This is a genomic window from uncultured Roseovarius sp., from assembly GCF_913057115.1.
Lineage (GTDB): Bacteria > Pseudomonadota > Alphaproteobacteria > Rhodobacterales > Rhodobacteraceae > Roseovarius.
The window spans coordinates 18,811-40,031 of record NZ_CAJXNN010000027.1; the positions used below are offsets into that span (position 1 = coordinate 18,811).

The following is a 21,221-nucleotide window of genomic DNA, read 5'->3' on the forward strand; positions in this document are numbered from 1 at the left end:
GGCCTGACCCTATGAAGTTCTACTACGCCCCCAAAACCATTTCCGTCGCCACCGCCGTGATGCTCGAAGAAACCGGCCTGCCCTACGAAGGCATCCGCGTCGATTTCGCCGCTGGCGAACAAACCAGCCCCGAATACCTTGCCATCAACCCCAAGGGCCGGGTGCCCGCCCTCGTGACCGACGCGGGTATCCTGACCGAGACCGGCGCGATCCTCGAATACCTCGCCACCCAAGCCCCCGACAAGGTGACCCTGCCCAGCGACCCGTGGCAGGCCGCGCAACTGCGCAGCGTGATGTATTACCTCGCCTCGACCTTCCACGTGAACCACGCCCACCTGCGGCGCGGCCACCGCTGGGCGAACGAGGAAAGCTCCCTGCGCGACATGACCGCCAAGGTGCCCGAAACCATGGCCGCCTCCGCACGCTTCATCGAGGAAAACTGCGCCCTTACACCCTTCGTCATGGGTAAGGCTATCACCCCCGCCGACCCTTGGCTTTTCGCCATTTGCACATGGCTTGAAGGCGATGGCGTGGACATCACCAAAACCCCGAAACTCGCCGCGCATTTCGCGATGATGAACGCCCGCCCATCCGTCGCCGCCGTGCGCAAGATGGGCCTTCTGGACTAAGGATAACAGGCATGACACACCTCTGGGTCCGATCCGAGCAACGCCCCAACGAAGACCGCACCGGCCTGACCCCCGAAGGCGCGGAAAAACTCATCGCCAAGGGCCTGCGCGTCACGGTCGAAGAAAGCAGCAGCCGCATCATCCCGATTGACGGCTACCGCGAGGCGGGATGCGAGATTGCGCCGGAAAATTCATGGCCCGATGCCCCCCGAGATGCCATCATCTTCGGCCTCAAGGAGCTGCCCGACGATGGCACCCCCCTGCCGCATCGCCACATCATGTTCGGCCATGCCTTCAAGGGCCAGCACTCGGGCCGCCGCCTTCTGGAACGCTTCAAGGCCGGGGGCGGCACGCTTTACGATCTGGAATACCTCGTCGATGAAAAAGGCCGCCGCGTCGCCGCTTTCGGCTATTGGGCGGGCTACGCGGGCGCGGCGGTCAGCCTCATGGCATGGGCGGCGCAAAAATCCGGCGGCCTCTGCGGCCCGGTCTCGGCCTACCCCGACAAAGACGCGATGCTGGCCGATCTGGCGCAACAACTCGACGCCACCAGCCTGCCCCGCCCCTCAGCTATCGTCATCGGCGCGTTGGGGCGCGTCGGCACGGGCGCCGCCGACCTCTGCACCGCCATGGATGTCACCCCCACCCGCTGGGATATGCAGGAAACCGCCCACGGCGGCCCCTTCCCCGAAATCCTCGCGCATGACATCTTCCTGAACTGCATCTTCGCACGCCCCGGCACGCCCGTGTTCGTCCCGAAAGACGCGCTCACGGCGGATCGCGCCCTCTCGGTCATCGGCGATGTCGCCTGCGACCCGGATAGCGATTACAACCCTGTGCCGGTCTATAGGCAGGCCACCACTTGGGATGCCCCGGCCACCCGCGTGCACGACACACCGCCGCTGGACGTCATGGCAATCGACAACCTGCCCTCCCTCCTGCCGCTGGAATCGTCGCAGGACTACGCCGAACAACTCTTGCCTTCGCTCCTGACCCTCGACACCCTGACCGAAGGTGTCTGGGCACGGGCCGAGGCCACATTCAACGACAACATGAAAGGTATCTGAGCGATGACAATTCACTGGTGCGGCACTGGCCTTTCGGCCATCCCCGGGCTCCGTCGCCTGATCAAGGCGGGCCACGACATCTGCGTCTGGAACCGCTCGACCGACAAGGCACAAGCCGCCGTGGGCGACCTCACGGACAAGATCAAAGCCTTCGATTTCGACACCCTCTCGGGCGAGGTCTCCGAGGGCGATCTGGTGGTCTCCATGCTGCCCGGCGACTGGCATGTGCCGCTGGCCGAAATGTGCATCAACAAGGGCGCGCATTTCGTCTCAAGCTCCTACATCGCACCGGAAATGCGCGCGCTACATGCCAAGGCTGTCGTGCGCGGTATCTGTGCCGTCAATGAAATCGGGCTTGATCCGGGCATCGACCACCTGATGGCGCATCACCTCGTGGCCGACTACAAAGCCTCCGACGCTTACGATCCTGAAAATGACCTCAGCTTCATTTCCTACTGCGGCGGCATCCCGAAAACCCCCAACCCCTTCCGGTACAAGTTCAGCTGGTCGCCCTTGGGCGTGCTCAAGGCGCTGCGCTCCCCCTCGCGCTCCATCCGCGACTTCGAGGAACTCAACGTCGCTCGCCCATGGGACGCGATCAGCAGCTACACCGCGCCGCTGCCCGAGGCGGAAACATTCGAGGTCTACCCCAACCGCGATTCCATTCCCTTCATGGAGGATTACCAATTCGCCCCCGACTGGCGGGTCAAACAATTCGTCCGCGGCACCCTGCGCCTGAATGGCTGGACCGAGGCTTGGGCCGATGTCTTCCGCGAAATCGAAACGCTGGAAGGCGAAGCCGGTGAGGCCCGCCTCAAGGAAATGTCCGATCAGTTCTGGCGCGAGAACGCCTATGACGAAGGCGAGCCTGACCGGGTGGTGCTCTGCGTCTCGCTCAAAGCCGAACGCGACGGTAAAACCGTCTGGCACAAGACATACGTGATGGACGCATGGGGCGATGAGGATGGCACCGCCATGGCGCGGCTCGTCTCGATCCCCCTGTCGCTGGCCATCGAATCCGTCTTGGGTGGCGAGATCGAACCGGGCGTCTCCCCCGCCCCGAACGACCCCGCCTTGGTGGAACGCTACTTGGGCGAAGTGAGCAAACTCGCCCAACACCTCGCCGTGGTCGACCACCTCGCCTAAGGTACAACACCCGTAGGGTGCGCAGTCTCTGCGCACCCAAACCGATTTCTTCAAAAGAAATCGGTCCGAAATCTTTTAAAGATTTCGGCCTCAAACCGGCAGCGCGGTGGTCTCTTTCAAATCCTCCATAACGAAGCTGGCCGAGACATCGGCGATCTGCACCTTCTCGATCAGGCGCTGATAAAACCGGTCATAGGCCACCATATCGGCCACCCTGACCCGCAGCACGTAATCCAAATCCCCGCTCATCCGCTGCGCCGACATGATCTCGGGCATCTCGCGCACGGCCCGGCGAAAGGCCTCCAGCCATTTGGCGCTATGGTCATTGGTTCGGATCAGAACAAGCGCCTGCAAGGCCAGCCCAAGCGCCTGAGGGTCCACGATGGCCACCCGCTTTTGAATGATCCCATCCGCTTCAAGCCGCTTCACCCGCCGCCAACAGGCATTACGCGACAGATTCACATTCTCGGCAAGCTGATCCACGCTCAGCGAGGCGTCACGCTGAAGCAGGTTGAGGATTTTTCGATCAATATCGTCGATCATTTGAACCATAAACGGGATATTATCTCAACTTAACCCGAACTGAAAATGCAATTTGGGACACTTGCTTAGACGCCATCGCATAAATTACCCCAAACACCGCGAACAGGAGGCCAAAACATGACCCGCACATTCCAGCGTATCTTTGTCGAACACCCGCAATCCGTCGATGAAACCTATTTTCAACACATGCGCTTTGCCGGATGGTTCGCCGCGCAACTTCTGGGCGCAGGCTTTGCCGCCCTCGTACACGCGGTCATTCCCTGCCTCTTTGAAAAAACCGCCAGCCGCATGATCCAAAACATGCACGCCCGGCTGACCAATCGGCGCTGACACGCTGGTAGCAAAACGTACGAAACGCGCGTACGTTTTGTACGTTTCTCACCGCGCGCCCTGTTAATTCCGGGGGGTGCGGTAAAAAATACCGACGCAATACCGACGTGAAACCGACGCGATGCAGACAGGGGTTTTTGTCGTTAATACAGTGGCTTAGGCCCGATTCGCGGGTCTTAGGTCGGATCGCGCCACCGGTTAACAATCGGATACCGCCGATCCAACCAGAACGCCCGCTTGGAAAGCCGCGTGCCCGGGGCTGACTGGAACCGTTTGTATTCCGAGATATAAAGCAGGTGCTCCACGCGCTTTGCCTCGTCGCGGTCATACCCTGCGGCCACGCAATCGGCGATGCTGCCGTCCTGATCCACAAGGATATCAAGGATACCATCCAGCACCGCGTATTCCGGTAAGCTGTCCTCGTCCTTCTGATCGGGGGCCAGTTCGGCACTGGGCGGGCGGTCGATGATCCGCTGCGGGATAACCACTCCACCGGGGCCTTGCATCCAGTCACGATGCTCCTCATTGCGCCAGCGGCAAGTCTCAAAGACACGAGTTTTATACATGTCTTTCAACGGGTTATATCCACCGGACATATCGCCATAAATGGTCGCATAGCCCACGGCGACCTCGGATTTATTGCCTGTCGTCAACAGCATTTCACCGAACTTGTTGCTGATCGCCATCAACAACAATCCCCGCAACCGCGACTGGATATTCTCCTCGGTCACATTGGGTTCTGTGCCCTCGAATAGCGGGGCCAGCGTGTTGGTGATCGCCTCCCGCCCCTCTGCAATCGGAACAAAATCATACCGGCAGCCAAGGTTTTCCGCCAGCGCTTTGGCATCCTCAAGCGAGATGTCGGCGGTGTATTCAGAAGGCAGCATCACGCAGCGCACGTTTTCCGGGCCGAGCGCATCCACGGCCACCGTCGCCACCAAGGCCGAGTCGATTCCACCCGATAAGCCCAACAAAACCTTGGAAAATCCCGTTTTGCGCATGTAATCCCGCAAGGCCAGAACCATGGCATGATAGTCCTGCTCATGCGCCTTTGGGATTGGTGCAAGACCGCCCTTCTCGATACGCCAGCCATCAGGCCCGCGCACCATATCCACATGCGCGATCCCCTCTTGCATCAGTGGCATTTGCAGCGCCAGTTCACCACCGGGGTTCAAGGCGAATGTGCCGCCATCAAACACCTGATCGTCCTGCGCGCCCACGAGGTTAAGGTATATCAGCGGCAATCCCGTCTCGACCACGCGCGACACCATAAGCTGATGCCGAACCGCCAATTTGTCGCGGTAATAGGGCGAACCGTTTGGAACCAAAAGGAATTCTGCCCCCGTTTCGGCCAGCGTTTCGGCCACATCTTCGTACCAGCTATCCTCGCAAATGGGCGAGCCGATCCGAACACCGTCTACAGCGTAAGGCCCATTGACCGCACCCGAAGCATAGAGCCGCTCTTCATCGAAGACGGTTTCATTCGGCAAATGATGCTTAAGCACACAGGCCGTGATCCGCCCGCCTGACAGAATGTAATACGCATTGAAAAGGCTTGCCCCTTCAAGTGCCGGACCACCGATACCAAGCGCGGGACCATCCGCACATTCCTGCGCCAAAACCTCAATCGCGGCAATTGCGGCTTGATGGAAAACTGGTTTCATTACAAGGTCTTGGGTATTGTAACCCGTGATGAACATCTCCGGCAGCGCGACCAGATTTGCGCCTGCCTGCTTGCCTGCCTCCCAAGCTGCACGCGCTTGGGTGGCATTGCCGTCAATATCACCCACGGTCGGGTTCAGCTGCGCCAATGTCAGGCGAAAGCGATCAGACATGCATTTACCCCCGGGCTTGCATTCTGCGCCAGATTTAGCAGATCGTCGCGCAAGGGAAAGCCGATTTGGGCAAAAGCCGTTGTCAGCCCTGCGCGCCTCCTCTAAATTTCCCCAAAGCCGCTACACTGTGGCGTGCCGGGGCATTGGGGGCAGTCTATGACGAAATCGCTGATTACATCCGTTTTGTTTGGGGTCACGCTCGCCAGCTTTGCCTATGCGCAGGACGGCGAAGTTCAAACCAAGCAATACGACGATGGAGGGGTCTACGAAGGCACTTTCAAGAACGGGCTGCAACACGGGACTGGCACCTACACCCTTCCTAACGGGTATGAGTATGTCGGCGAATGGGTCGATGGGGAAATCAAGGGCCAAGGCGTTGCACGGTTTCCCAATGGCTCGGTCTATGAAGGTGAGTTCGAGAAAGGCAAACCCCACGGTGTCGGAAAGATCGTCTTCACCGACGGGGGCACCTATGAAGGCACTTGGTCGGAAGGGAAAATCACCGGTCAGGGCCTTGCGGTCTATGCCAATGGCACCCGATACGAAGGCGGCTTTCGCAACGCCATGCACCATGGCCGCGGCCGCATGGAAAGCCCGGGCGGATACGTCTACGAAGGCGATTGGGTGAATGGCGTCAAGGAAGGGCAGGCCTCGATCACCTATCCGGACGGTGCCGTCTATGAAGGCGCTGTTCAGCGCGGAGCCCGGCATGGCGAAGGTAAGCTGACCATGCCGGACGGCCTGATCTACGAAGGCCTTTGGAAAGAGGGCCAGATTGATGGTGAAGGCCGTTTGATCCAGCCGAATGGGGATGTCTACGAGGGGCAACTCGTCAGCGGACGGCGTGAAGGCAAGGGCAAAGTCACCTATGAGAATGGGGACATCTACGAAGGGGATTTCGCCGATGATCGTCGCCATGGTCAGGGTGTTTTCACCGGGACCGACGGATACCGCTATGAAGGCTCTTGGGTTGCCGGAAAAATCTCAGGCCAAGGTAAGGTGACTTATCCCGATGGCTCTGTCTATGAAGGCGAGTTCCGCGACGATCTGGCGAATGGGCAAGGCAAGATTGTTTATCCCGATGGTTCGACCTACGAGGGCGAATGGCGTGGCGGTGTGATTGACGGACAAGGCACGGCCACCTATCCCAACGGGCTTGTCTACGAAGGTGAATTTGAAAACGCCAAGAACGATGGCTATGGCGTGATGACCTATGCCGACGGCTATCGCTACGAAGGCGAATGGCAAGATGGTCAACGCCACGGTGAAGGCACGGCGACCTACCCTGACGGCACGATCTATGAAGGCGAGTTCGCCAATGGCCAGCGGCACGGTCAAGGCAAAATCACGATGCCTGATGGGTTCACCTATGAAGGTGAATGGAAAGAAGGCGAAATTTCCGGGCAGGGGGTCGCCACATATGTCAACGGGGACGTCTATGAAGGGACATTCCTGGACGGCAAGCGCCAAGGCGAAGGCACGATGCGCTATGCCACGGGCGAAGAGGCGACCGGCCAATGGCAAGACGGCGCCTTAACCGAGGCCACGACCACCACGACGGAAGACACCGAGGCAACCTCGGAAGATCCACAAAACGACACATCCACCGAATAAGCTCATACCGCCGTATGGAGTGAAGAGGGCCGGTCAACGACCGGCCCATTGTTTGTGTGGACGTTTGTAAGGACACTGAATTCAAGTTTCCGTTTCGGCATCCTCTAGCCATTCCCAAGGCCGCACGAATTGTCCCAGAACATCGGCGATGGCAGCCTCATCGACGTCGCCGGTTTTCTCAATTTGCGCAACCAGGCCGCGCTTTTTCGAATCAACGACGCTCACCACGCGCGCATCGACGCCGGCCTCCTCAAGGGCGGCGTTATAGACCCGCGTGATGGCACGCTTGCGAAGATCCGGCTTGAAGACCTTGCCGACAGCGGTTTTCGGAAGTTCATCCAGAACTTCGACATATTTCGGAACCGCGGCGCGTTCGTGAACATGGACCTTGCAGTGTTCACGCAGATCCTCTCCGGTAGCCGAACCGCCTTCGACCAGCTCTACGTAGGCACAGGGAATTTCCCCCGAATGTGCGTCAGGTTGCCCGATGGCCCCGGCCATTCCCACGTCATGGTGCGCCATCAATGCTTCTTCGATGTCAGCAGGGTCAATGTTGTGTCCGCCACGGATGATCAGGTCCTTTGCTCGCCCGGTGATCCAAACGTATCCGTCCGGGTCGATGCGGCCCAAATCACCCGTCCGCAGGTGCGTCCCATAGTGATACAGGTCTTTGTTCTTCGCTGCCTCGGTATAGGTGTTGCCTGCGTAGACGCCGGGGCTTGATATACAGATTTCACCAACCTCGTCGGCGGCGCATTCGAGCGGTTCGCCATCTGAACCGACATTGATGATACGGACGTCAGTGTAGGGGAACGCCACGCCAACCGAACCAACCTTCTTTTCACCGGTCGGCGGGTTGCAGGACACAAGACAGGTTGCCTCGGTCAGGCCATATCCCTCGATTACGGTCATACCAGTCGCCGACTCGAAGCGCTTGAAGAGTTCGAGCGGCATCGGGGCCGAACCGGAGAACGCGTTTTTCACCGTCGAGATATCCGCATCAACCGGACGCTGCATCAAAGCCGATACAGCAGTCGGCACGGTAATCACGAAGGTCGTCTTCCAGCGCTCCAAGAGCTTCCAGAAGTTGTCGAAAACGCCATCACCGCGATAACCGGCCGGTGTCGGAAACACCACATGCGCCCCGGATTTAATCATCGCCATCAGAATCACGTGACAGGCGAAGACATGGAACAACGGCAGTGGACACATCACGCTGTCTTCTTCGGTAAACAACAGACGATGACCAAGCCAACCGTTGTAGACCATTCCGGAATAGCGATGCTGCGCAACCTTTGGCATGCCGGTTGTACCACCCGTGTGGAAATAGGCAGCCACCCGATCCCCGGCGCTGTCATCGAAGGACAACGTGTTCGGGTATTTTGCCATTTCCTTTGCAAAGCACTTCACATCCGCATGGTGATTGCCCGGGTTCTTCGGCCGCACCAAAGGCACGATCCAACTTTTGGGCGGACTGAGGTATCGGTTCAGATCGATCTCGAGCACAGTATGGACCGCAGGCGCGTGGCGCACCGCTTCGGCGGTTTTCTGTGCGATATCCGTCTTGGGAAAGGCCTTTAGCGTCACAACGACCTTGGCATTGGTTTCGCGAAGGATTGCACCGATTTGCTCAGGTTCAAGCAACGGGTTGATCGGATTCACGATACCCGCAACGGCACCTCCAATCGTGGCGACTGCGGTTTCCAAAGAGTTCGGCAGCACAAGCGCCACGACATCCGATTCGCCGATCTTGAGATCGCGAAACAGGTTTGCCGCGCGGCAAACCTGATCGTGGAACTGTTGCCACGTCATTGTCTGCGCCTTGTCGGTCGGACCGGACAGAAGCTGGTAGCTTATCGCCGGACGGTCGGGGAATGCATCCACCGAGTCGCGCAGCATGGAATACAGCGTTGCTGGCCGGTCACGCTTTTCCCATGGCATTTCATTTTGAATATCAATCGCATCCTGCCGCGAGGCAAAACTCATCTTCGATCCTCCCCGAAACACGCCATTTTTCTTGGCGCGGTTTTCTTCCCTGCGTGTCAGCATGGTCAGCTTTGGCCGCCCACGCAAGTTTTACGCTACGTTTCGGGAGTTTTCAGCTATCACACGCACGGCAGGCCATCCGTTGTCAGATCGCAGCATTTGGTTTTAACCCTCCGCGGACGACGTGGCGCCATGGGCACTTTGCTCGAAGTATCACCCCATTAGGCCACGGCGGATCAGATTACCCCCGGCGAGGAGCAAAACCAGAAGAGTCAGGCGTCTGAAGGCGGTTTGGTTTATCCGATCCTGTATCGCAAAGCCAAAGCCGATCCCGATCACGGCGGGCACAACCAATAATGCGGAAAACGGTGCTGTTTCATGGCGGAAAACGCCAGAGGCCATATGCGCGAACATCAGGGCAACCGCACCCAGCCCAAAGATCACTCCCTGAATGCGCATCTGCTCGTTCTTGTTGATGTGCTGCGCCGTCAGCATCGCAACCGTGGTCGCTCCCCAAACACCCGACACACCGCCAAAGAAGCCCGTCAGACCGCCAATAAGCCCTTCGGCGAATGGACTTGGGTTCGGCGGAAAGCGCAAGGGTCGCCCCAAGAGGGATGATAGCGCGAATAGCAGAATGGGCACACCAATGATCAACAGGACAATATTCTGCGGAAGAATCGCCACTAGCTGCGCGGCAAAGATCAAAACGGCCACCCCAGCCAGCAGGAAAACCCGAAAGCGTATGATCGCAGTCCATGCCGCTCTCGGGCCTTGCCGCAGGGCTTGCCAGAGATTTGTCACGAGCGCGGGCAAAATCATCCCCGCAATCGCCATTTCAGCCGAAACGACGGACCCAAGCCCCGAGACCATGACCATCGGCATTGAAAACCCGACAACGCCCTTAACGAGGCCGGCGAAAAACGCGACGCAAAGCATGATAATCCATGCGGAAGGCGAGGCGATCTGCACTACATAATCCATTCACACCTCTTAGCAGCTTGGGCTAGCGCTGTAGCGCAAAAATTCAAGGCGCAACTTTTGAACAATAATGACGCAGTTTTGGCATAATAGTTGCGCTGCACCTGCGAAATAGCTAGGTAAGGACAACTCGGAAAAGGATATGATTCATGGCACATGACGGACAAGACATCGCAATGGCAGAGTCGATCATTCTGGATGACCTGCTTGACCTGACGGGCAAAGCCGTTGCCCCTGCTGAATCAGTGCTGGATCAGGCCCGAGACAAGCTGCGCGAGCAGGTGGTCTCCGATGGTCGTGTTTCAGGCGGCTTGGTTGAGGAAAACCAAACCGCGGCACATGGGCTTGCTTGGCTTGCCACTTACGTCGAGTCCCTGCGTCAGATGCAGAACTGGGCCACAGGCCTGAACAGCGAGGGCAAATTCGGCGAAGTCGAACAATTGATTCATCAAATTGCCTTCGGGGAGTATCTCCAACAGATCGCTGGCGGTATTCCGATGAACCAAGGTGAAATCGTGCGGGTGCAAGACCTTGGCCTTGGCTGGGACGCGCTTAAAGGTTTCCAGGCCCCCGAAGTGCAAACGCTTATTGCAAAGGGCAATACGCAGGCCGCGCGCACCCGTCTGGTGCAATTGATGCAAGAGCGCAGCGCCGAAGTAACCGTTGGCAACAGCGGCCTGGATGACGAACTCGAAATGATCCGCGAACAGTTTCGCCGTTTCGCCATCGACAAAGTAGAGCCATACGCCCACGAGTGGCACCTCAAAGACGAACTGATCCCGATGGAGATCATCGAAGAGCTGGCCGAGATGGGTGTTTTCGGCCTGACCATCCCAGAAGAATATGGCGGGCTTGGCCTTTCGAAAGCCTCCATGTGTGTGGTCTCGGAAGAACTCAGCCGTGGGTACATTGGCGTTGGCAGCCTTGGCACCCGCTCGGAAATCGCTGCGGAACTCATCATTGCGGGCGGAACCGAAGAGCAGAAGCAAAAATGGCTGCCCCGTCTGGCCAGTGCCGAAACCCTACCGACTGCCGTTTTCACCGAACCCAACACCGGCTCGGACCTTGGCAGCCTGCGCACCCGTGCGGTGCAGGACGAAAACGGCGATTGGAAGGTCACCGGCAACAAAACCTGGATCACCCACGCGGCCCGGACCCATGTGATGACGCTTCTGGCGCGGACCAAGCCCGACACCACCGATCATCGGGGCCTGTCGATGTTCCTGGCCGAAAAAACCCCGGGCACCGACGAAAACCCCTTCCCCACCGAGGGTATGACCGGCGGCGAGATCGAGGTGTTGGGTTATCGCGGGATGAAGGAGTACGAACTGGGCTTTGATAACTTCCATGTGAAGGGCGAAAACCTTCTGGGCGGCGAAGAGGGCAAAGGCTTCAAGCAGTTGATGGAGACTTTTGAATCCGCGCGCATCCAAACCGCGGCTCGGGCAATTGGTGTGGCACAGTCGGCCCTAGATATCGGCATGCAGTATGCGCAGGACCGCAAGCAATTCGGCAAATCCCTGATCGAATTTCCGCGCGTCAGCGGGAAATTGGCGATGATGGCGGTTGAGATCATGGTCGCCCGCCAGCTGACATATTTCAGCGCATGGGAAAAGGACAACGGCCACCGTTGCGACCTGGAGGCTGGCATGGCGAAACTGCTTGGTGCGCGTGTGGCTTGGGCCGCCGCGGACAACGGCCTGCAAATCCATGGTGGTAACGGATTCGCCATGGAATATGCCATCAGCAGGGTGCTGTGTGATGCTCGGATCCTGAACATTTTCGAAGGAGCGGCCGAGATTCAGGCGCAGGTGATCGCGCGCCGGTTGCTCGGCTAATCACCAGCTAGAACAGACGAGAAGGGCCGCCGAATGGCGGCCCTTGCTGTTTCTGGCGTCACATGGTTCAGAAGCTGAGAACGGTTGTGTTGTCCGCGATCAAGGCTGCCGCCATGGCCGGTGGCTTCGCCGCGGTCACCCCATCCAACAGGGCCGAAGCATCGACGCCTTTGTTTGGAAGATAGATTGCGCAGACTTCGACCTTGGTGTCAGTTTTATCCATGATCATTTTCATCAGACCCTGGGGGCTCATGTCCTTGGGTTTCTGTGGTGCAGTTGCGCTTTCAGGTGCGTCCTTCAGCGCCATGTCAGCGGCGGGACCGCACAACAAGATTTGCGCCTTGGCACCCTGCTGCACCGATTGCATGGTCAGCACCATCGACATGAGTTGTGTCTGCGCGTCGGGCGAGGTGACGACCGTCACCAAGTTCTTTGCTTCTTCTGCCTGAACAGGTGCAGAGATAGCAGTCGCCGCCGCGAGGGTTAGGGAAGCCAGCGTTTTACGCATTGGAAGTCCTTTTCAAGTTGGAGTGAGAAACATATGCCGTTCATTCAGGTTGGAAGACCGCGCCAGACGTCACGGCACGAAACGTACGAAGCAAAAGCGCGGCAAGGGTGACAGACAGGATCAACAGGAGGCCAATTCCGATGACGCGATGCGCATCAGAGCCGGTCGCTTCAGCATAATGCAAACTCGCGATTGTCAGCGCCGCAATAGGAAAACTGAGCGCCCAAAATGACATCGCGAAGGGCAGGCGCAGGATGCGCGGGATTTGAACCGCAATGATCAGAGCGAACAAATACGCGCTATTGAGCAGAATGCGCGCGAAATGATCGATCTCGCCAGTCAAGGTGATCCACGCCAAAAAGCCAACTGCGGGCGGGGCAATAAGGATCACCAAGGTTGGCTGCAAACGCTCCGGTAGAGGATCGTGGAAGACGAGCCGGTTCACAACCAAGGTCAAAAGAACAATCCAAAACACCAAGCCCGCGGATAGAAAAAACCAACTGAGCTCGACATATCCCAAAGGAGCACCTGCAATCGGTACAATCACGTTGCCAACGGCCGGAATGAACCACGCAGGCGACAAATGTCCGTGCAGGAAAGACCGCGCGCCGATCCAACCCGAGATCACGGCAAGCGTCAAAACGCCTTGCCCCATAGCACCCGCCACCCACATCACATGAGCTGTGGGGACGGAGATTGGCAAAGTTGCCGCCGCCAACAGAAGCAGACCGATTGATATGGCAGGAAAGAACGCAAGCTTAACCGGATGCGCCCATTCGGCGCGTACGGCCTGTGGAAATCGAATTGCCTTTGCGACATAGCCGCTGGCGATCAGGGCGAAAAGCACAAGAGTCAGCAGGTAAGTCGCACTGGACGCCAAATGCCTGAAGCCAAGGCTAAGCTCTCCCGCGCGCAAGGCAAGGGCTAGTCCCGCCATACCCATCACAATGGTGAAAAGGGTCACTGGATAGTTCTCTAGTGCCGAGTGGTCTTCGCCATGCATGGAATGCCTCCCAAAAGATACATTCCATATTCAGCATATAAATGAAGATGTCTCGTTGATCCAGATCAACCCGGAAATGGAATAATGCGCCGCAACATCACGCGCGCCTAATTCACTCGCATTGTCCTATTGAAACACTGACCGATTGTAGCCCGTCGACCTCTCCCAACAAGGTACTTCCAGGCGCGATTGCCCCCACACCCGCCGGCGTTCCTGTATAGATCAAATCACCGGGCAGAAGGTGGTAGTACTGCGACAAATGCGCAATCAACTCAGGCACGGACCAGACCATATCGGACAACTGAGCATCCTGCACCACGATGCCGTTGTGGCTCAGCGCGATGCGCTGTGATTCGGGTTGCCCGAACTTGTCGGCTCTCGTGATCGGCGCGATGACAGCTGCATTCTCAAAATCCTTGCCAAGATCCCAAGGGCGGCGCTTTTCCTTGGCGGCAGCCTGCAAATCCCTGCGTGTCAGGTCGATACCACAAGCGTATCCATATACGGCTTCAAGGGCTGTTTCTTGGCGCGCCCGGAATGCTTCTTCGCCAATTGCCACGACAAATTCCATCTCATAGTGGCAATCCTCGGTCGCAAGCGGAAAAGAAATTTCTGAACCGGAAAGGCATAAGGCATGAGCTGATTTCGTAAAATAGAACGGGGCCTCGCGATCCACTTCATTGCCCATCTCGGCCGCATGAGCCGCGTAATTGCGTCCAACACAGAATATTCTGCGAACAGGAAACTTGCGCTCCTCCCCGTCTATGGGGATGGCGGGCGGCAGCGGTGCGTCAAAAAGCAGATCGTTGATCATGTCTTGCTTATGCGGGCAGAAACATGCGCTGTCAAAAGGTCATGCAACTCGCGCGCCCTTGGACCAGACCGACCGCAAGGCTGGCGCACCTCCGCGCATCGCAAAGTGGATCAAATCCGCACGTTTGCCTATGGCAATCTCACCGCGATCATCCAAGCCAACCGCATGCGCAGGATTGCATGTCACCGTCGCCAACCCCTTGGCCCAATCATCCCATTGCTCTGAAAGACGCACGGCCGCCAGCAAGAGAGCGGCGGGCACATAATCGGAGGATAGAATATCCAAATACCCGGCCTCGGCTAGTTCATGCGCTGCGACATTGCCGGAATGCGATCCACCGCGAATAAGGTTCGGAGCCCCCATGATCACGGGAATATCATGTGCGTGACAGGCCCTTGCGGCCTCCAACGTCGTTGGAAACTCGGCCATGCTGATACCATACCCGGCTGACACCTTCACCTGCCCTTCGGTGGTATCATCATGGCTGGCTAAAACCGCACCATACCGCTTTGCAGCGGCCACTGCTTCGGTTTCGTGATGGTCACCATGTGTTTCACGCAGTGCCTTCAACTGGGCGACATGATTGGTGAACTCCTCATCCGACATAGAAAGCTTACCTTTCACATAGGCTTCCAGTTTCGAGATATCTCGAAACTGCCTTTGACCTGGCGTGTGGTCCATGAGGCTGACGATCCCCACACGGTCTTCGGGGCCAAATTCTTCCATTTCCTCAACCAGAGTTTCAGAACAAACCTCGGCGCGCAGGTGCAAGAAATGACTGATTTTCAAGGCATCATCGGCGCGCAGCGCCAAAAGCTCACTTGCCAATTCCCGCGCATATTTAAGGTATCGCCCCTTTCCTGAAGGGATCGACCCCACGCGCATCGCATCGAATACTGTCGTGATCCCGGTGCTGGCCAGTTCCGCGTCATGCGCGAGGATCGCGGCGTTGTGAGGCCAGTCGACCTTTGGTCGCGGCTGAATATGACGTTCCAGATTGTCGGTGTGCAACTCGATCAATCCCGGTGCCACGATATCGCCACCACAATCAATCGCACCTCTGGGCACATTGGGCCCGGTCGCGATATCCATGATTACCCCATCTTTTATCACAAGGGAGCCGGTCAAGGATTCTTCCGGCAAAACGAGGCTGGCATTGGCGAGAATGAAGTCTTGTGTCATGGGAAGGTTACACTGTCTTGGCATGCGGTCATGCGGTTTCGGAGGCATCCATGGAATTCAAAAGATACGCGATCTATTTCACGCCCGCGCCGGGGCTCTTGGCCGATTTCGGAGCGGCGTGGCTGGGGTGGGATCCTGTTCAAGGTGTGGCCGTGGCGCACCCGGAGATTGACGGCCTGCCGCGACCCATTGCGGAGGTCACGGAAACACCTCGCAAGTACGGGCTGCACGCCACGATCAAACCACCTTTTCGACCGAATGCCGCGGCCACCGAAAGCGCGCTTTGCGCGGTGCTTGAGGCGTTTTGCGCCGATCAGCCAGTTATCACATTGGACGGCCTCAACGTCGCACAGCTTGGCCGATTTCTGGCGCTGCGGCCCGTTGGGGATGAGGTCAAGCTCAACAGCATGGCCAACAACGCGGTACGCGCCTTCGATCCATTCCGCGCCCCACTTACCGAGGACGAACTGGCCAAGCGCCGCGCCGGGGGCCTGACAGCGGCTCAGGATGCATTGCTGCAATCTTGGGGCTACCCCTACGTGATGGAAGAATTCCGCTTTCACATCACCCTGACAGGTAAAATGCCCAAGACTGAAGGCAAAGTACTTGTTCCCCGACTGGAAACCCTGATGCAACCCCTTTTGCCACGGCCATTTCTTATCGATGGGTTGGCCTTGATGGGCGAAGATTTGACAGGAAGATTCCATCAGATCACACGGCTTTCTTTTTCCGGGTAGAGCGCGGCAAGCACCAAGTTTGCTGTATCCTCAAGTTGCCCGTCGTTACGGATTCCGATAACTGCGTCCAGCCCTTGAGGAAGTGCGAAATCCCTGCGCGCCAATCGTCCCTCGACCTCGGACTGGCTTTCGCGCCCACGCTCAATCAACCTTTGGCGTAGGATCTCCTCCGATGCCCTCAAAACCAGCGTCGTGAAGCCAGGAAACTGCGCTTGCGCATGCCCTAAGACCGATCTCGACAGGTTGACCAGCAGGTCATGCCCCTCGGCCAATTGACTTTCAATGTCCCGAGGCACGCCATAGCTCATGCCATGGGCTTGCCAATGCAGGGCAAACGCCCCGGCCTCGCACCTCGTCTCAAACTCTCGCTCGGTGACGACATCGCAGTCTTCGCCCACAGCGCCCCCTGTGCGGGTGATCACCCGTCGTACTAGACGCAGTCCGGGATGCGCCTCTGACAAGGCCCGCATTACGGTGTCCTTGCCCACACCCGAGGGTCCTACAACCCCGATAAGGCGCCCTTGTCCCGTCATGCTGCCACCGGCGTAAAGGCGGTTACGTCAATCTCGCGGTCGCAAACCCTCTGGCGCGCGGCCTCGTCATGGAAAATCCCCACTATGGCCGCCCCGCGCTCCTTGGCCTCTTCAACCAATGACAAAACCGTGTCTCGGTTTTGGGCATCAAGGCTTGCCGTAGGTTCGTCCAACAATAGCGCGGGATAGGCATGGGCAAATCCCCGGGCGATATTGACCCGCTGTTGCTCGCCCCCGGAAAAGGTCGTGGGGCTGAGGCCCCAGAGCCGTTCGGGGATATTGAGGCGGGTCAGCAACTCACCGGCACGGGCAAGCGAAGCCTGGCGCGGCTCCCCCACCATCAAGAGCGGCTCGGCCACCACCTCAAGAGTCGGTACACGCGGCACCACCCGCAAGAACTGGCTGACGTAACCAAGTGTATGGCGGCGCAGGGTCAGGATTTCGCGGGGTGCGGCTTGGGCCACGTCGACCTCGCCCACCACGATACGCCCAGAGGCCGCAAGGTAATTACCGTAGATCATCCGCATCAGGGTGGATTTGCCCGCTCCCGAGGCGCCGATCAAAGCCACACATTCACCTGGCTGGACACTCAGCTTCGCCCCCTCCATCACCGGGATAACGGCGCTACCCTGATTATGCAGCGTGAAGGTTTTGCTGACGTTCTCGATCTCGATCATTTCATCAATCCCCCGTCACACCTGCAACACGCTGGAAACCAGAAGCTGCGTATAGCCATGCTGCGGGTCGTCCAGCACCTGATCGGTGAGGCCGGTTTCCACCACATGGCCGTCTTTCATCACCATAAGTCGATCCGCCAACAGGCGCACCACGGCCAAGTCATGCGTCACGATGATCGCCGAAAGGCCCATCTCGCGCACCAGCCCACGCAGCAGATCCAAAAGCCTTGCTTGCACGCTGACATCCAGCCCCCCTGTCGGTTCATCCATGAACACCAACCGCGGTCCCGTCACCAGATTCCGGGCAATCTGCAACCGCTGCTGCATCCCTCCGGAAAAGGCTGTGGGCTTGTCATCCACCCGATCTTCGGAAATCTCGACTCGCCCCAGCCAGTCAATCGCTTGGTCACGAATATCGCCGTAGTGCCGCGCGCCCACGGCCATCAGGCGCTCACCAACATTCCCGCCAGCACTTACCCCCATTCGAAGGCCTTCCCGTGCGTGTTGATGGACAAAGGCCCAATCGGTCCGCGCCAGCATCCGGCGCTCAGGTTCGGACATCTTCAGCGTATCGCGCGGCCCTTCGCCGCGCGTGTCGAACAAAACCTCGCCGGTATCAGGAGCTAACTGACCGGCGAGGCAGCCGAGAAGAGTGGATTTCCCCGAGCCACTCTCCCCGACAATCCCCATGACCTCTCCGGGGTAAAGGTCAAAGCCCACATCGCGACACCCAAGCCGCGCACCATAGAACTTCGAAATATCACGGACCTGCAAAAGCGGTTTCATGCACCTGCCCCCTCTTTCATAGCGGGTGCTTGCGCCCCGACATGCCCCGCCTCTCGCCGCGCCCGGCAATAATCCGTGTCCGAGCAGACAAACATGCGGCCGCCCGCGTCATCCGTGATGACCTCATCAAGGTAGCTGTCCTCAGCCCCGCAAAGATCACAGGGGTGATCGGCTTTGCTGGGATCAAAGGGATGATCTTCGAAATCCAGGCTGACCACTCGGCTGTAAGGCGGCAGGGCGTAAATCCTTTGCTCCCGGCCCGCCCCGAACAGTTGGATCGCCGGGCAATCGGCCATTTTCGGGTTGTCAAATTTCGGGATCGGGGACGGGTCCATCACATAGCGGCCTTCCACCTTCACCGGATAGGCGTAAGAGGTGGCAATCGCACCATGCTGACTGATGTCTTCATAGAGCTTCACATGCATCAGCCCATATTCCTCAAGGCTGTGCATCTTGCGTGTCTCGGTCTCGCGAGGCTCCAGAAAGCGCAGCGGTTCAGGGATCGGCACTTGGTAGACAAGCACCTGATCTTCGTGCAGCGGGGTTTCCGGGATCCGGTGCCGGGTCTGGATGACCGTTGCCTTCTCGGTTTCCTCGGTGGTCGCCACCCCCGCCGTTTTCTCAAAGAACTTGCGGATCGAAACCGCATTCGTCGTGTCATCGGCCCCTTGGTCGATCACCTTGAAGGTATCATCGGGCATCAGGGTGGCGGCACTGACCTGCACGCCGCCGGTGCCCCAACCATAGGGCATCGGCATCTCGCGACTGGCGAAAGGCACCTGATAACCGGGAATGGCAAGCCCCTTGAGAATCGCGCGGCGGATCATCCGTTTGGTCTGTTCGTCCAGATAGGCAAAGTTATAGGATTGGTCAGTCATTCCGCAGCCTCCGGCATGGATGTAGCTTGTGCTTCGCGCCGCAGTTTGCGCACCAGTTCCAACTCGGATTGAAAATCAACGTAATGGGGCAGCTTGATGTGCTCCAAAAAGCCCGTTGCCTGAATATTGTCGGCGTGCATCAAGACAAACTCTTCGTCCTGCGCCGGGGCACCCTGGTCTTCCTCGCCCAACTCTTTCCACCGCAACGCGCGATCGACAAGCGCCATGGAAATCGCCTTGCGCTCGGTCTGTCCGAAGACAAGGCCATAGCCGCGCGTGAACTGCGCCGGTTCGGTTTTGGAGCCGGTGAACTGGTTTACCGTTTCGCATTCCGTCAGGGTGATCTCGCCAATCTCGATGGCGAATCCCAATTCAGGCACCTCCATCTCGACCGCCACGGCACCGATGCGCAATTCCCCCACAAAGGCATGGTTGCGGGCATATCCGCGTTGCGTGGAATAGGCCATCGACAGGATGAATCCCTCATCCCCCCGGCTTAGCGATTGCAGGCGCAAGGATCGGTTCGCCGGAAGCTCCATCGGCTCGCGCGTCAGATCAGGCGGGATCTCATCGCCCTCAGGCTCGGACTGGATCACCCCCTCACGGTTTAAAAACCCGGTGATGTGCGGCGTCGGCCCTCCTGCCGGTTCGGCCTCTGGCGCTTGCGGTGTCTCCCCTTCGGCAGCCAACTTGAAATCAAGCAAGCGGTGCGTATAGTCGAACGTCGGCCCCAGAACCTGCCCACCCGGCGCATCCTTGAAGGTGGCCGAAATCCTGCGGTCACAAGCCATCTTGGCGGTCTCCACAGGCTCCGATGCACCCAACCGGGGCAGCGTGGTGCGATAGGCCCGGATCAGGAAGATTGCCTCGATCAAATCACCCCGCGCTTGTTTGATCGCAAGCGCCGCGAGGTCAGGATCGTAAAGCGACCCCTCTGCCATGACCCGGTTCACGGCCAGAGCCAACTGTTCGCGAATTTGCGAGGTCGAGAGCTCGGCCACTGACGTGTCTCCACGACGCTCTTCGGCCAGCCAAGCGTGGGCATTGTCGATGGCACGCTCGCCACCTTTGACTGCAACATACATCAGGTACTCTCCACCTTGGTTGAACGTGGCAACGCGGCGGCTTCGGACCCGCAGGTAAAAAAGAAATCCAACCCCAAAGGATAGAGAGCTGCGTTTGCTTGAAAAGACGCCACTTCGGGCAAGGCAAATCCGGTCACATCCTTGACGCCCGGCCCTGATAGCCTCGCACCGGTGGCGCTCAGTTCCGGCATTTCGACAATCAGGGTTGCCGACCGATCAGGGTAGTCAGGCGTGCCTTTGGGGAATCGTGAAATCGGATGAAGCGACGGCCAGTTGCCAAGAACAAAACTTGCGGATTCCGGCTCTGCGATCGGTGCTCCGGTATGGAAGGCAATCCAGGCTCTTACATCCGGGCAATCATGCATACCCGCAAGGTGGATCGGAGTTTCCGGATCGCACAGTGTCAGGATCAACGCACCCGCCGCACGCGACATCGGGGCCGGGGGCCGGGCACCATCCAAGAGTTCGATCCGTCCGGGGCGCGCCATGGCGTTCATGGCGGCACGAAACGCCTTCGCCGACTGGACGGAGGCGTCGGCGAAGCCTCCTTTCAATGTATCCGCCTGCATCAGTCTTCCCCCCGTGCCATGGTAAAGAAATCAACCTTCGTAGCGGCGGCGCGGGCAGCACGCGCGGCGCGCGCCTGCTCAAGGTCTTCACGTAGAGGATCAAGGATATGCTCACGCAGTGTATCAGCCTTGCCGGTCTGCATAAGCGCATCGATAACCGCGGCCTGGGTGGCATGTGTTTTGTCACGACCTTGGACATAAGCGTGGCCGATTTCGCCGCCCTCAAGCTGCACCGAACAGCGCGCAACTGTCATCTCGCCAAGATTAAACGGGGCACCCGTTGCTCCCGCCCTGCCACGAACCATGACAGCCCCGACTTCGGGCACGCGGAGAAAGCTGAACTGCACGTCCATCGACACTTTGGCCCAAAGACGCGCAAGATCTTGGGGGGCGGCCTTTGCAAGCAGGCCCATCCAGTGTTTTCGCGATGCATCATCCGTCATCTAGACACCTTGCAGATTTGTCTATTTTCCTATACAA

22 protein-coding genes are annotated in these 21,221 nt (G+C 58.5%); 7 read left to right on the forward strand and 15 right to left on the reverse strand.

What is annotated here, in order from left to right; all coding sequences use genetic code 11:
- The first annotated feature begins 11 nt into the window (after positions 1-11).
- From QZ498_RS11940 to QZ498_RS11950, 3 genes are read left to right on the forward strand one after another with little or no spacing between them, the layout of a single operon-like run.
- Positions 12-629 (forward strand): glutathione S-transferase family protein, encoded by a 618-nt coding sequence (locus QZ498_RS11940; RefSeq protein ID WP_294622524.1) that lies wholly within the window; start codon positions 12-14, stop codon positions 627-629.
- Positions 630-640: 11 nt separating this feature from the next.
- Positions 641-1,696 carry a saccharopine dehydrogenase gene (locus QZ498_RS11945; RefSeq protein ID WP_294622526.1) on the forward strand — a complete coding sequence of 352 codons (1,056 nt, stop codon included), beginning with the start codon at positions 641-643 and terminating at the stop codon, positions 1,694-1,696.
- A gap of 3 nt (positions 1,697-1,699) precedes the next feature.
- Entirely contained in the window at positions 1,700-2,842 is a 1,143-nt protein-coding gene (locus tag QZ498_RS11950) for a saccharopine dehydrogenase family protein (protein ID WP_294622527.1), read from the forward strand.
- Between the two features lie 90 nt (positions 2,843-2,932).
- On the opposite strand, the gene QZ498_RS11955 is transcribed toward QZ498_RS11950, so the two are convergent.
- Positions 2,933-3,394 (reverse strand): Lrp/AsnC family transcriptional regulator, encoded by a 462-nt coding sequence (locus tag QZ498_RS11955; RefSeq protein WP_294622528.1) that lies wholly within the window; start codon positions 3,392-3,394, stop codon positions 2,933-2,935.
- A gap of 108 nt (positions 3,395-3,502) precedes the next feature.
- Here QZ498_RS11955 and QZ498_RS11960 point away from each other — a divergent pair, with 108 nt between their 5' ends.
- Positions 3,503-3,715 (forward strand): DUF6356 family protein, encoded by a 213-nt coding sequence (locus tag QZ498_RS11960; protein WP_294622530.1) that lies wholly within the window; start codon positions 3,503-3,505, stop codon positions 3,713-3,715.
- Positions 3,716-3,891: 176 nt separating this feature from the next.
- On the opposite strand, the gene QZ498_RS11965 is transcribed toward QZ498_RS11960, so the two are convergent.
- The gene (locus QZ498_RS11965; protein ID WP_294622531.1) at positions 3,892-5,550 is read right to left on the reverse strand and encodes an NAD+ synthase; all 1,659 of its coding nucleotides are present in this window, start codon (positions 5,548-5,550) and stop codon (positions 3,892-3,894) included.
- Between the two features lie 156 nt (positions 5,551-5,706).
- Here QZ498_RS11965 and QZ498_RS11970 point away from each other — a divergent pair, with 156 nt between their 5' ends.
- On the forward strand, positions 5,707-7,164 hold the full coding sequence (locus QZ498_RS11970) for a 2-isopropylmalate synthase (RefSeq protein ID WP_294622532.1): 1,458 nt from the start codon (positions 5,707-5,709) through the stop codon (positions 7,162-7,164).
- Between the two features lie 81 nt (positions 7,165-7,245).
- Here the strand turns inward: QZ498_RS11970 and QZ498_RS11975 are convergent, their stop codons facing one another.
- Together QZ498_RS11975 and QZ498_RS11980 are read right to left on the reverse strand one after the other, a co-directional pair.
- Complete coding sequence (locus QZ498_RS11975; RefSeq protein ID WP_294622533.1) at positions 7,246-9,150, reverse strand: acyl-CoA synthetase; 1,905 nt, start codon at positions 9,148-9,150, stop codon at positions 7,246-7,248.
- 213 nt (positions 9,151-9,363) lie between these two features.
- Positions 9,364-10,134, reverse strand: a complete 771-nt coding sequence (locus QZ498_RS11980; RefSeq protein ID WP_294622534.1) for a sulfite exporter TauE/SafE family protein — start codon at positions 10,132-10,134, stop codon at positions 9,364-9,366.
- Between the two features lie 146 nt (positions 10,135-10,280).
- Here QZ498_RS11980 and QZ498_RS11985 point away from each other — a divergent pair, with 146 nt between their 5' ends.
- A complete protein-coding gene (locus tag QZ498_RS11985) occupies positions 10,281-11,969 on the forward strand; it encodes an acyl-CoA dehydrogenase family protein (protein ID WP_294622535.1) in 1,689 nt (562 codons plus the stop codon).
- A 67-nt stretch (positions 11,970-12,036) separates the two neighbouring features.
- Here QZ498_RS11985 and QZ498_RS11990 read toward each other — a convergent pair whose 3' ends face one another.
- The 4 genes from QZ498_RS11990 to QZ498_RS12005 form a co-directional block, all read right to left on the reverse strand.
- The gene (locus tag QZ498_RS11990; protein ID WP_294622536.1) at positions 12,037-12,477 is read right to left on the reverse strand and encodes a hypothetical protein; all 441 of its coding nucleotides are present in this window, start codon (positions 12,475-12,477) and stop codon (positions 12,037-12,039) included.
- Between the two features lie 40 nt (positions 12,478-12,517).
- Positions 12,518-13,480: an SLAC1 anion channel family protein gene (locus QZ498_RS11995; protein WP_294622537.1), complete on the reverse strand. Its 963-nt coding sequence runs from the start codon at positions 13,478-13,480 to the stop codon at positions 12,518-12,520.
- A gap of 112 nt (positions 13,481-13,592) precedes the next feature.
- Positions 13,593-14,294 carry a fumarylacetoacetate hydrolase family protein gene (locus QZ498_RS12000; RefSeq protein WP_294622538.1) on the reverse strand — a complete coding sequence of 234 codons (702 nt, stop codon included), beginning with the start codon at positions 14,292-14,294 and terminating at the stop codon, positions 13,593-13,595.
- Positions 14,295-14,333: 39 nt separating this feature from the next.
- Positions 14,334-15,476 (reverse strand): alpha-D-ribose 1-methylphosphonate 5-triphosphate diphosphatase, encoded by a 1,143-nt coding sequence (locus tag QZ498_RS12005; protein WP_294622539.1) that lies wholly within the window; start codon positions 15,474-15,476, stop codon positions 14,334-14,336.
- Between the two features lie 50 nt (positions 15,477-15,526).
- Between QZ498_RS12005 and QZ498_RS12010 the strand changes: the two genes are divergently transcribed.
- Entirely contained in the window at positions 15,527-16,213 is a 687-nt protein-coding gene (locus tag QZ498_RS12010) for a DUF1045 domain-containing protein (protein ID WP_294622540.1), read from the forward strand.
- Here the strand turns inward: QZ498_RS12010 and phnN are convergent.
- From phnN to phnG, 7 genes are read right to left on the reverse strand one after another with little or no spacing between them, the layout of a single operon-like run.
- Positions 16,183-16,746, reverse strand: coding sequence for a phosphonate metabolism protein/1,5-bisphosphokinase (PRPP-forming) PhnN (gene phnN / locus QZ498_RS12015; protein WP_294622541.1), 564 nt, complete (start codon positions 16,744-16,746; stop codon positions 16,183-16,185). The genes QZ498_RS12010 and phnN overlap by 31 nt on opposite strands.
- Positions 16,743-17,423, reverse strand: coding sequence for a phosphonate C-P lyase system protein PhnL (gene phnL, locus QZ498_RS12020; RefSeq protein WP_294622542.1), 681 nt, complete (start codon positions 17,421-17,423; stop codon positions 16,743-16,745). Before phnL ends, phnN begins: the two co-directional genes overlap by 4 nt.
- A 15-nt stretch (positions 17,424-17,438) precedes the next feature.
- Positions 17,439-18,209 carry a phosphonate C-P lyase system protein PhnK gene (gene phnK, locus QZ498_RS12025; RefSeq protein WP_294622543.1) on the reverse strand — a complete coding sequence of 257 codons (771 nt, stop codon included), beginning with the start codon at positions 18,207-18,209 and terminating at the stop codon, positions 17,439-17,441.
- Positions 18,206-19,087, reverse strand: a complete 882-nt coding sequence (locus tag QZ498_RS12030) for an alpha-D-ribose 1-methylphosphonate 5-phosphate C-P-lyase PhnJ (RefSeq protein WP_294622545.1) — start codon at positions 19,085-19,087, stop codon at positions 18,206-18,208. Before QZ498_RS12030 ends, phnK begins: the two co-directional genes overlap by 4 nt.
- Positions 19,084-20,172 (reverse strand): carbon-phosphorus lyase complex subunit PhnI, encoded by a 1,089-nt coding sequence (locus tag QZ498_RS12035; protein ID WP_294622547.1) that lies wholly within the window; start codon positions 20,170-20,172, stop codon positions 19,084-19,086. Before QZ498_RS12035 ends, QZ498_RS12030 begins: the two co-directional genes overlap by 4 nt.
- Positions 20,172-20,741, reverse strand: coding sequence for a phosphonate C-P lyase system protein PhnH (gene phnH / locus QZ498_RS12040; RefSeq protein ID WP_294622549.1), 570 nt, complete (start codon positions 20,739-20,741; stop codon positions 20,172-20,174). Before phnH ends, QZ498_RS12035 begins: the two co-directional genes overlap by 1 nt.
- Entirely contained in the window at positions 20,741-21,184 is a 444-nt protein-coding gene (gene phnG, locus QZ498_RS12045; RefSeq protein ID WP_294622551.1) for a phosphonate C-P lyase system protein PhnG, read from the reverse strand. The genes phnH and phnG overlap by 1 nt, the downstream gene beginning before the upstream one ends.
- Between the last annotated feature and the right edge of the window lie 37 nt (positions 21,185-21,221).

Excerpts from the sequence above, each read along its gene's own strand:
- QZ498_RS11940 (WP_294622524.1), top strand. The coding sequence starts at position 12 with ATGAAGTTCTACTACGCCCCCAAAACCATTTCCGTCGCCACCGCCGTG.
- QZ498_RS11945 (WP_294622526.1), top strand. The coding sequence starts at position 641 with ATGACACACCTCTGGGTCCGATCCGAGCAACGCCCCAACGAAGACCGC.
- QZ498_RS11950 (WP_294622527.1), top strand. The coding sequence starts at position 1,700 with ATGACAATTCACTGGTGCGGCACTGGCCTTTCGGCCATCCCCGGGCTC.
- QZ498_RS11955 (WP_294622528.1), bottom strand. The coding sequence starts at position 3,394 with ATGGTTCAAATGATCGACGATATTGATCGAAAAATCCTCAACCTGCTT.
- QZ498_RS11960 (WP_294622530.1), top strand. The coding sequence starts at position 3,503 with ATGACCCGCACATTCCAGCGTATCTTTGTCGAACACCCGCAATCCGTC.
- QZ498_RS11965 (WP_294622531.1), bottom strand. The coding sequence starts at position 5,550 with ATGTCTGATCGCTTTCGCCTGACATTGGCGCAGCTGAACCCGACCGTG.
- QZ498_RS11970 (WP_294622532.1), top strand. The coding sequence starts at position 5,707 with ATGACGAAATCGCTGATTACATCCGTTTTGTTTGGGGTCACGCTCGCC.
- QZ498_RS11975 (WP_294622533.1), bottom strand. The coding sequence starts at position 9,150 with ATGAGTTTTGCCTCGCGGCAGGATGCGATTGATATTCAAAATGAAATG.
- QZ498_RS11980 (WP_294622534.1), bottom strand. The coding sequence starts at position 10,134 with ATGGATTATGTAGTGCAGATCGCCTCGCCTTCCGCATGGATTATCATG.
- QZ498_RS11985 (WP_294622535.1), top strand. The coding sequence starts at position 10,281 with ATGGCACATGACGGACAAGACATCGCAATGGCAGAGTCGATCATTCTG.
- QZ498_RS11990 (WP_294622536.1), bottom strand. The coding sequence starts at position 12,477 with ATGCGTAAAACGCTGGCTTCCCTAACCCTCGCGGCGGCGACTGCTATC.
- QZ498_RS11995 (WP_294622537.1), bottom strand. The coding sequence starts at position 13,480 with ATGCATGGCGAAGACCACTCGGCACTAGAGAACTATCCAGTGACCCTT.
- QZ498_RS12000 (WP_294622538.1), bottom strand. The coding sequence starts at position 14,294 with ATGATCAACGATCTGCTTTTTGACGCACCGCTGCCGCCCGCCATCCCC.
- QZ498_RS12005 (WP_294622539.1), bottom strand. The coding sequence starts at position 15,476 with ATGACACAAGACTTCATTCTCGCCAATGCCAGCCTCGTTTTGCCGGAA.
- QZ498_RS12010 (WP_294622540.1), top strand. The coding sequence starts at position 15,527 with ATGGAATTCAAAAGATACGCGATCTATTTCACGCCCGCGCCGGGGCTC.
- phnN (WP_294622541.1), bottom strand. The coding sequence starts at position 16,746 with ATGACGGGACAAGGGCGCCTTATCGGGGTTGTAGGACCCTCGGGTGTG.
- phnL (WP_294622542.1), bottom strand. The coding sequence starts at position 17,423 with ATGATCGAGATCGAGAACGTCAGCAAAACCTTCACGCTGCATAATCAG.
- phnK (WP_294622543.1), bottom strand. The coding sequence starts at position 18,209 with ATGAAACCGCTTTTGCAGGTCCGTGATATTTCGAAGTTCTATGGTGCG.
- QZ498_RS12030 (WP_294622545.1), bottom strand. The coding sequence starts at position 19,087 with ATGACTGACCAATCCTATAACTTTGCCTATCTGGACGAACAGACCAAA.
- QZ498_RS12035 (WP_294622547.1), bottom strand. The coding sequence starts at position 20,172 with ATGTATGTTGCAGTCAAAGGTGGCGAGCGTGCCATCGACAATGCCCAC.
- phnH (WP_294622549.1), bottom strand. The coding sequence starts at position 20,741 with ATGCAGGCGGATACATTGAAAGGAGGCTTCGCCGACGCCTCCGTCCAG.
- phnG (WP_294622551.1), bottom strand. The coding sequence starts at position 21,184 with ATGACGGATGATGCATCGCGAAAACACTGGATGGGCCTGCTTGCAAAG.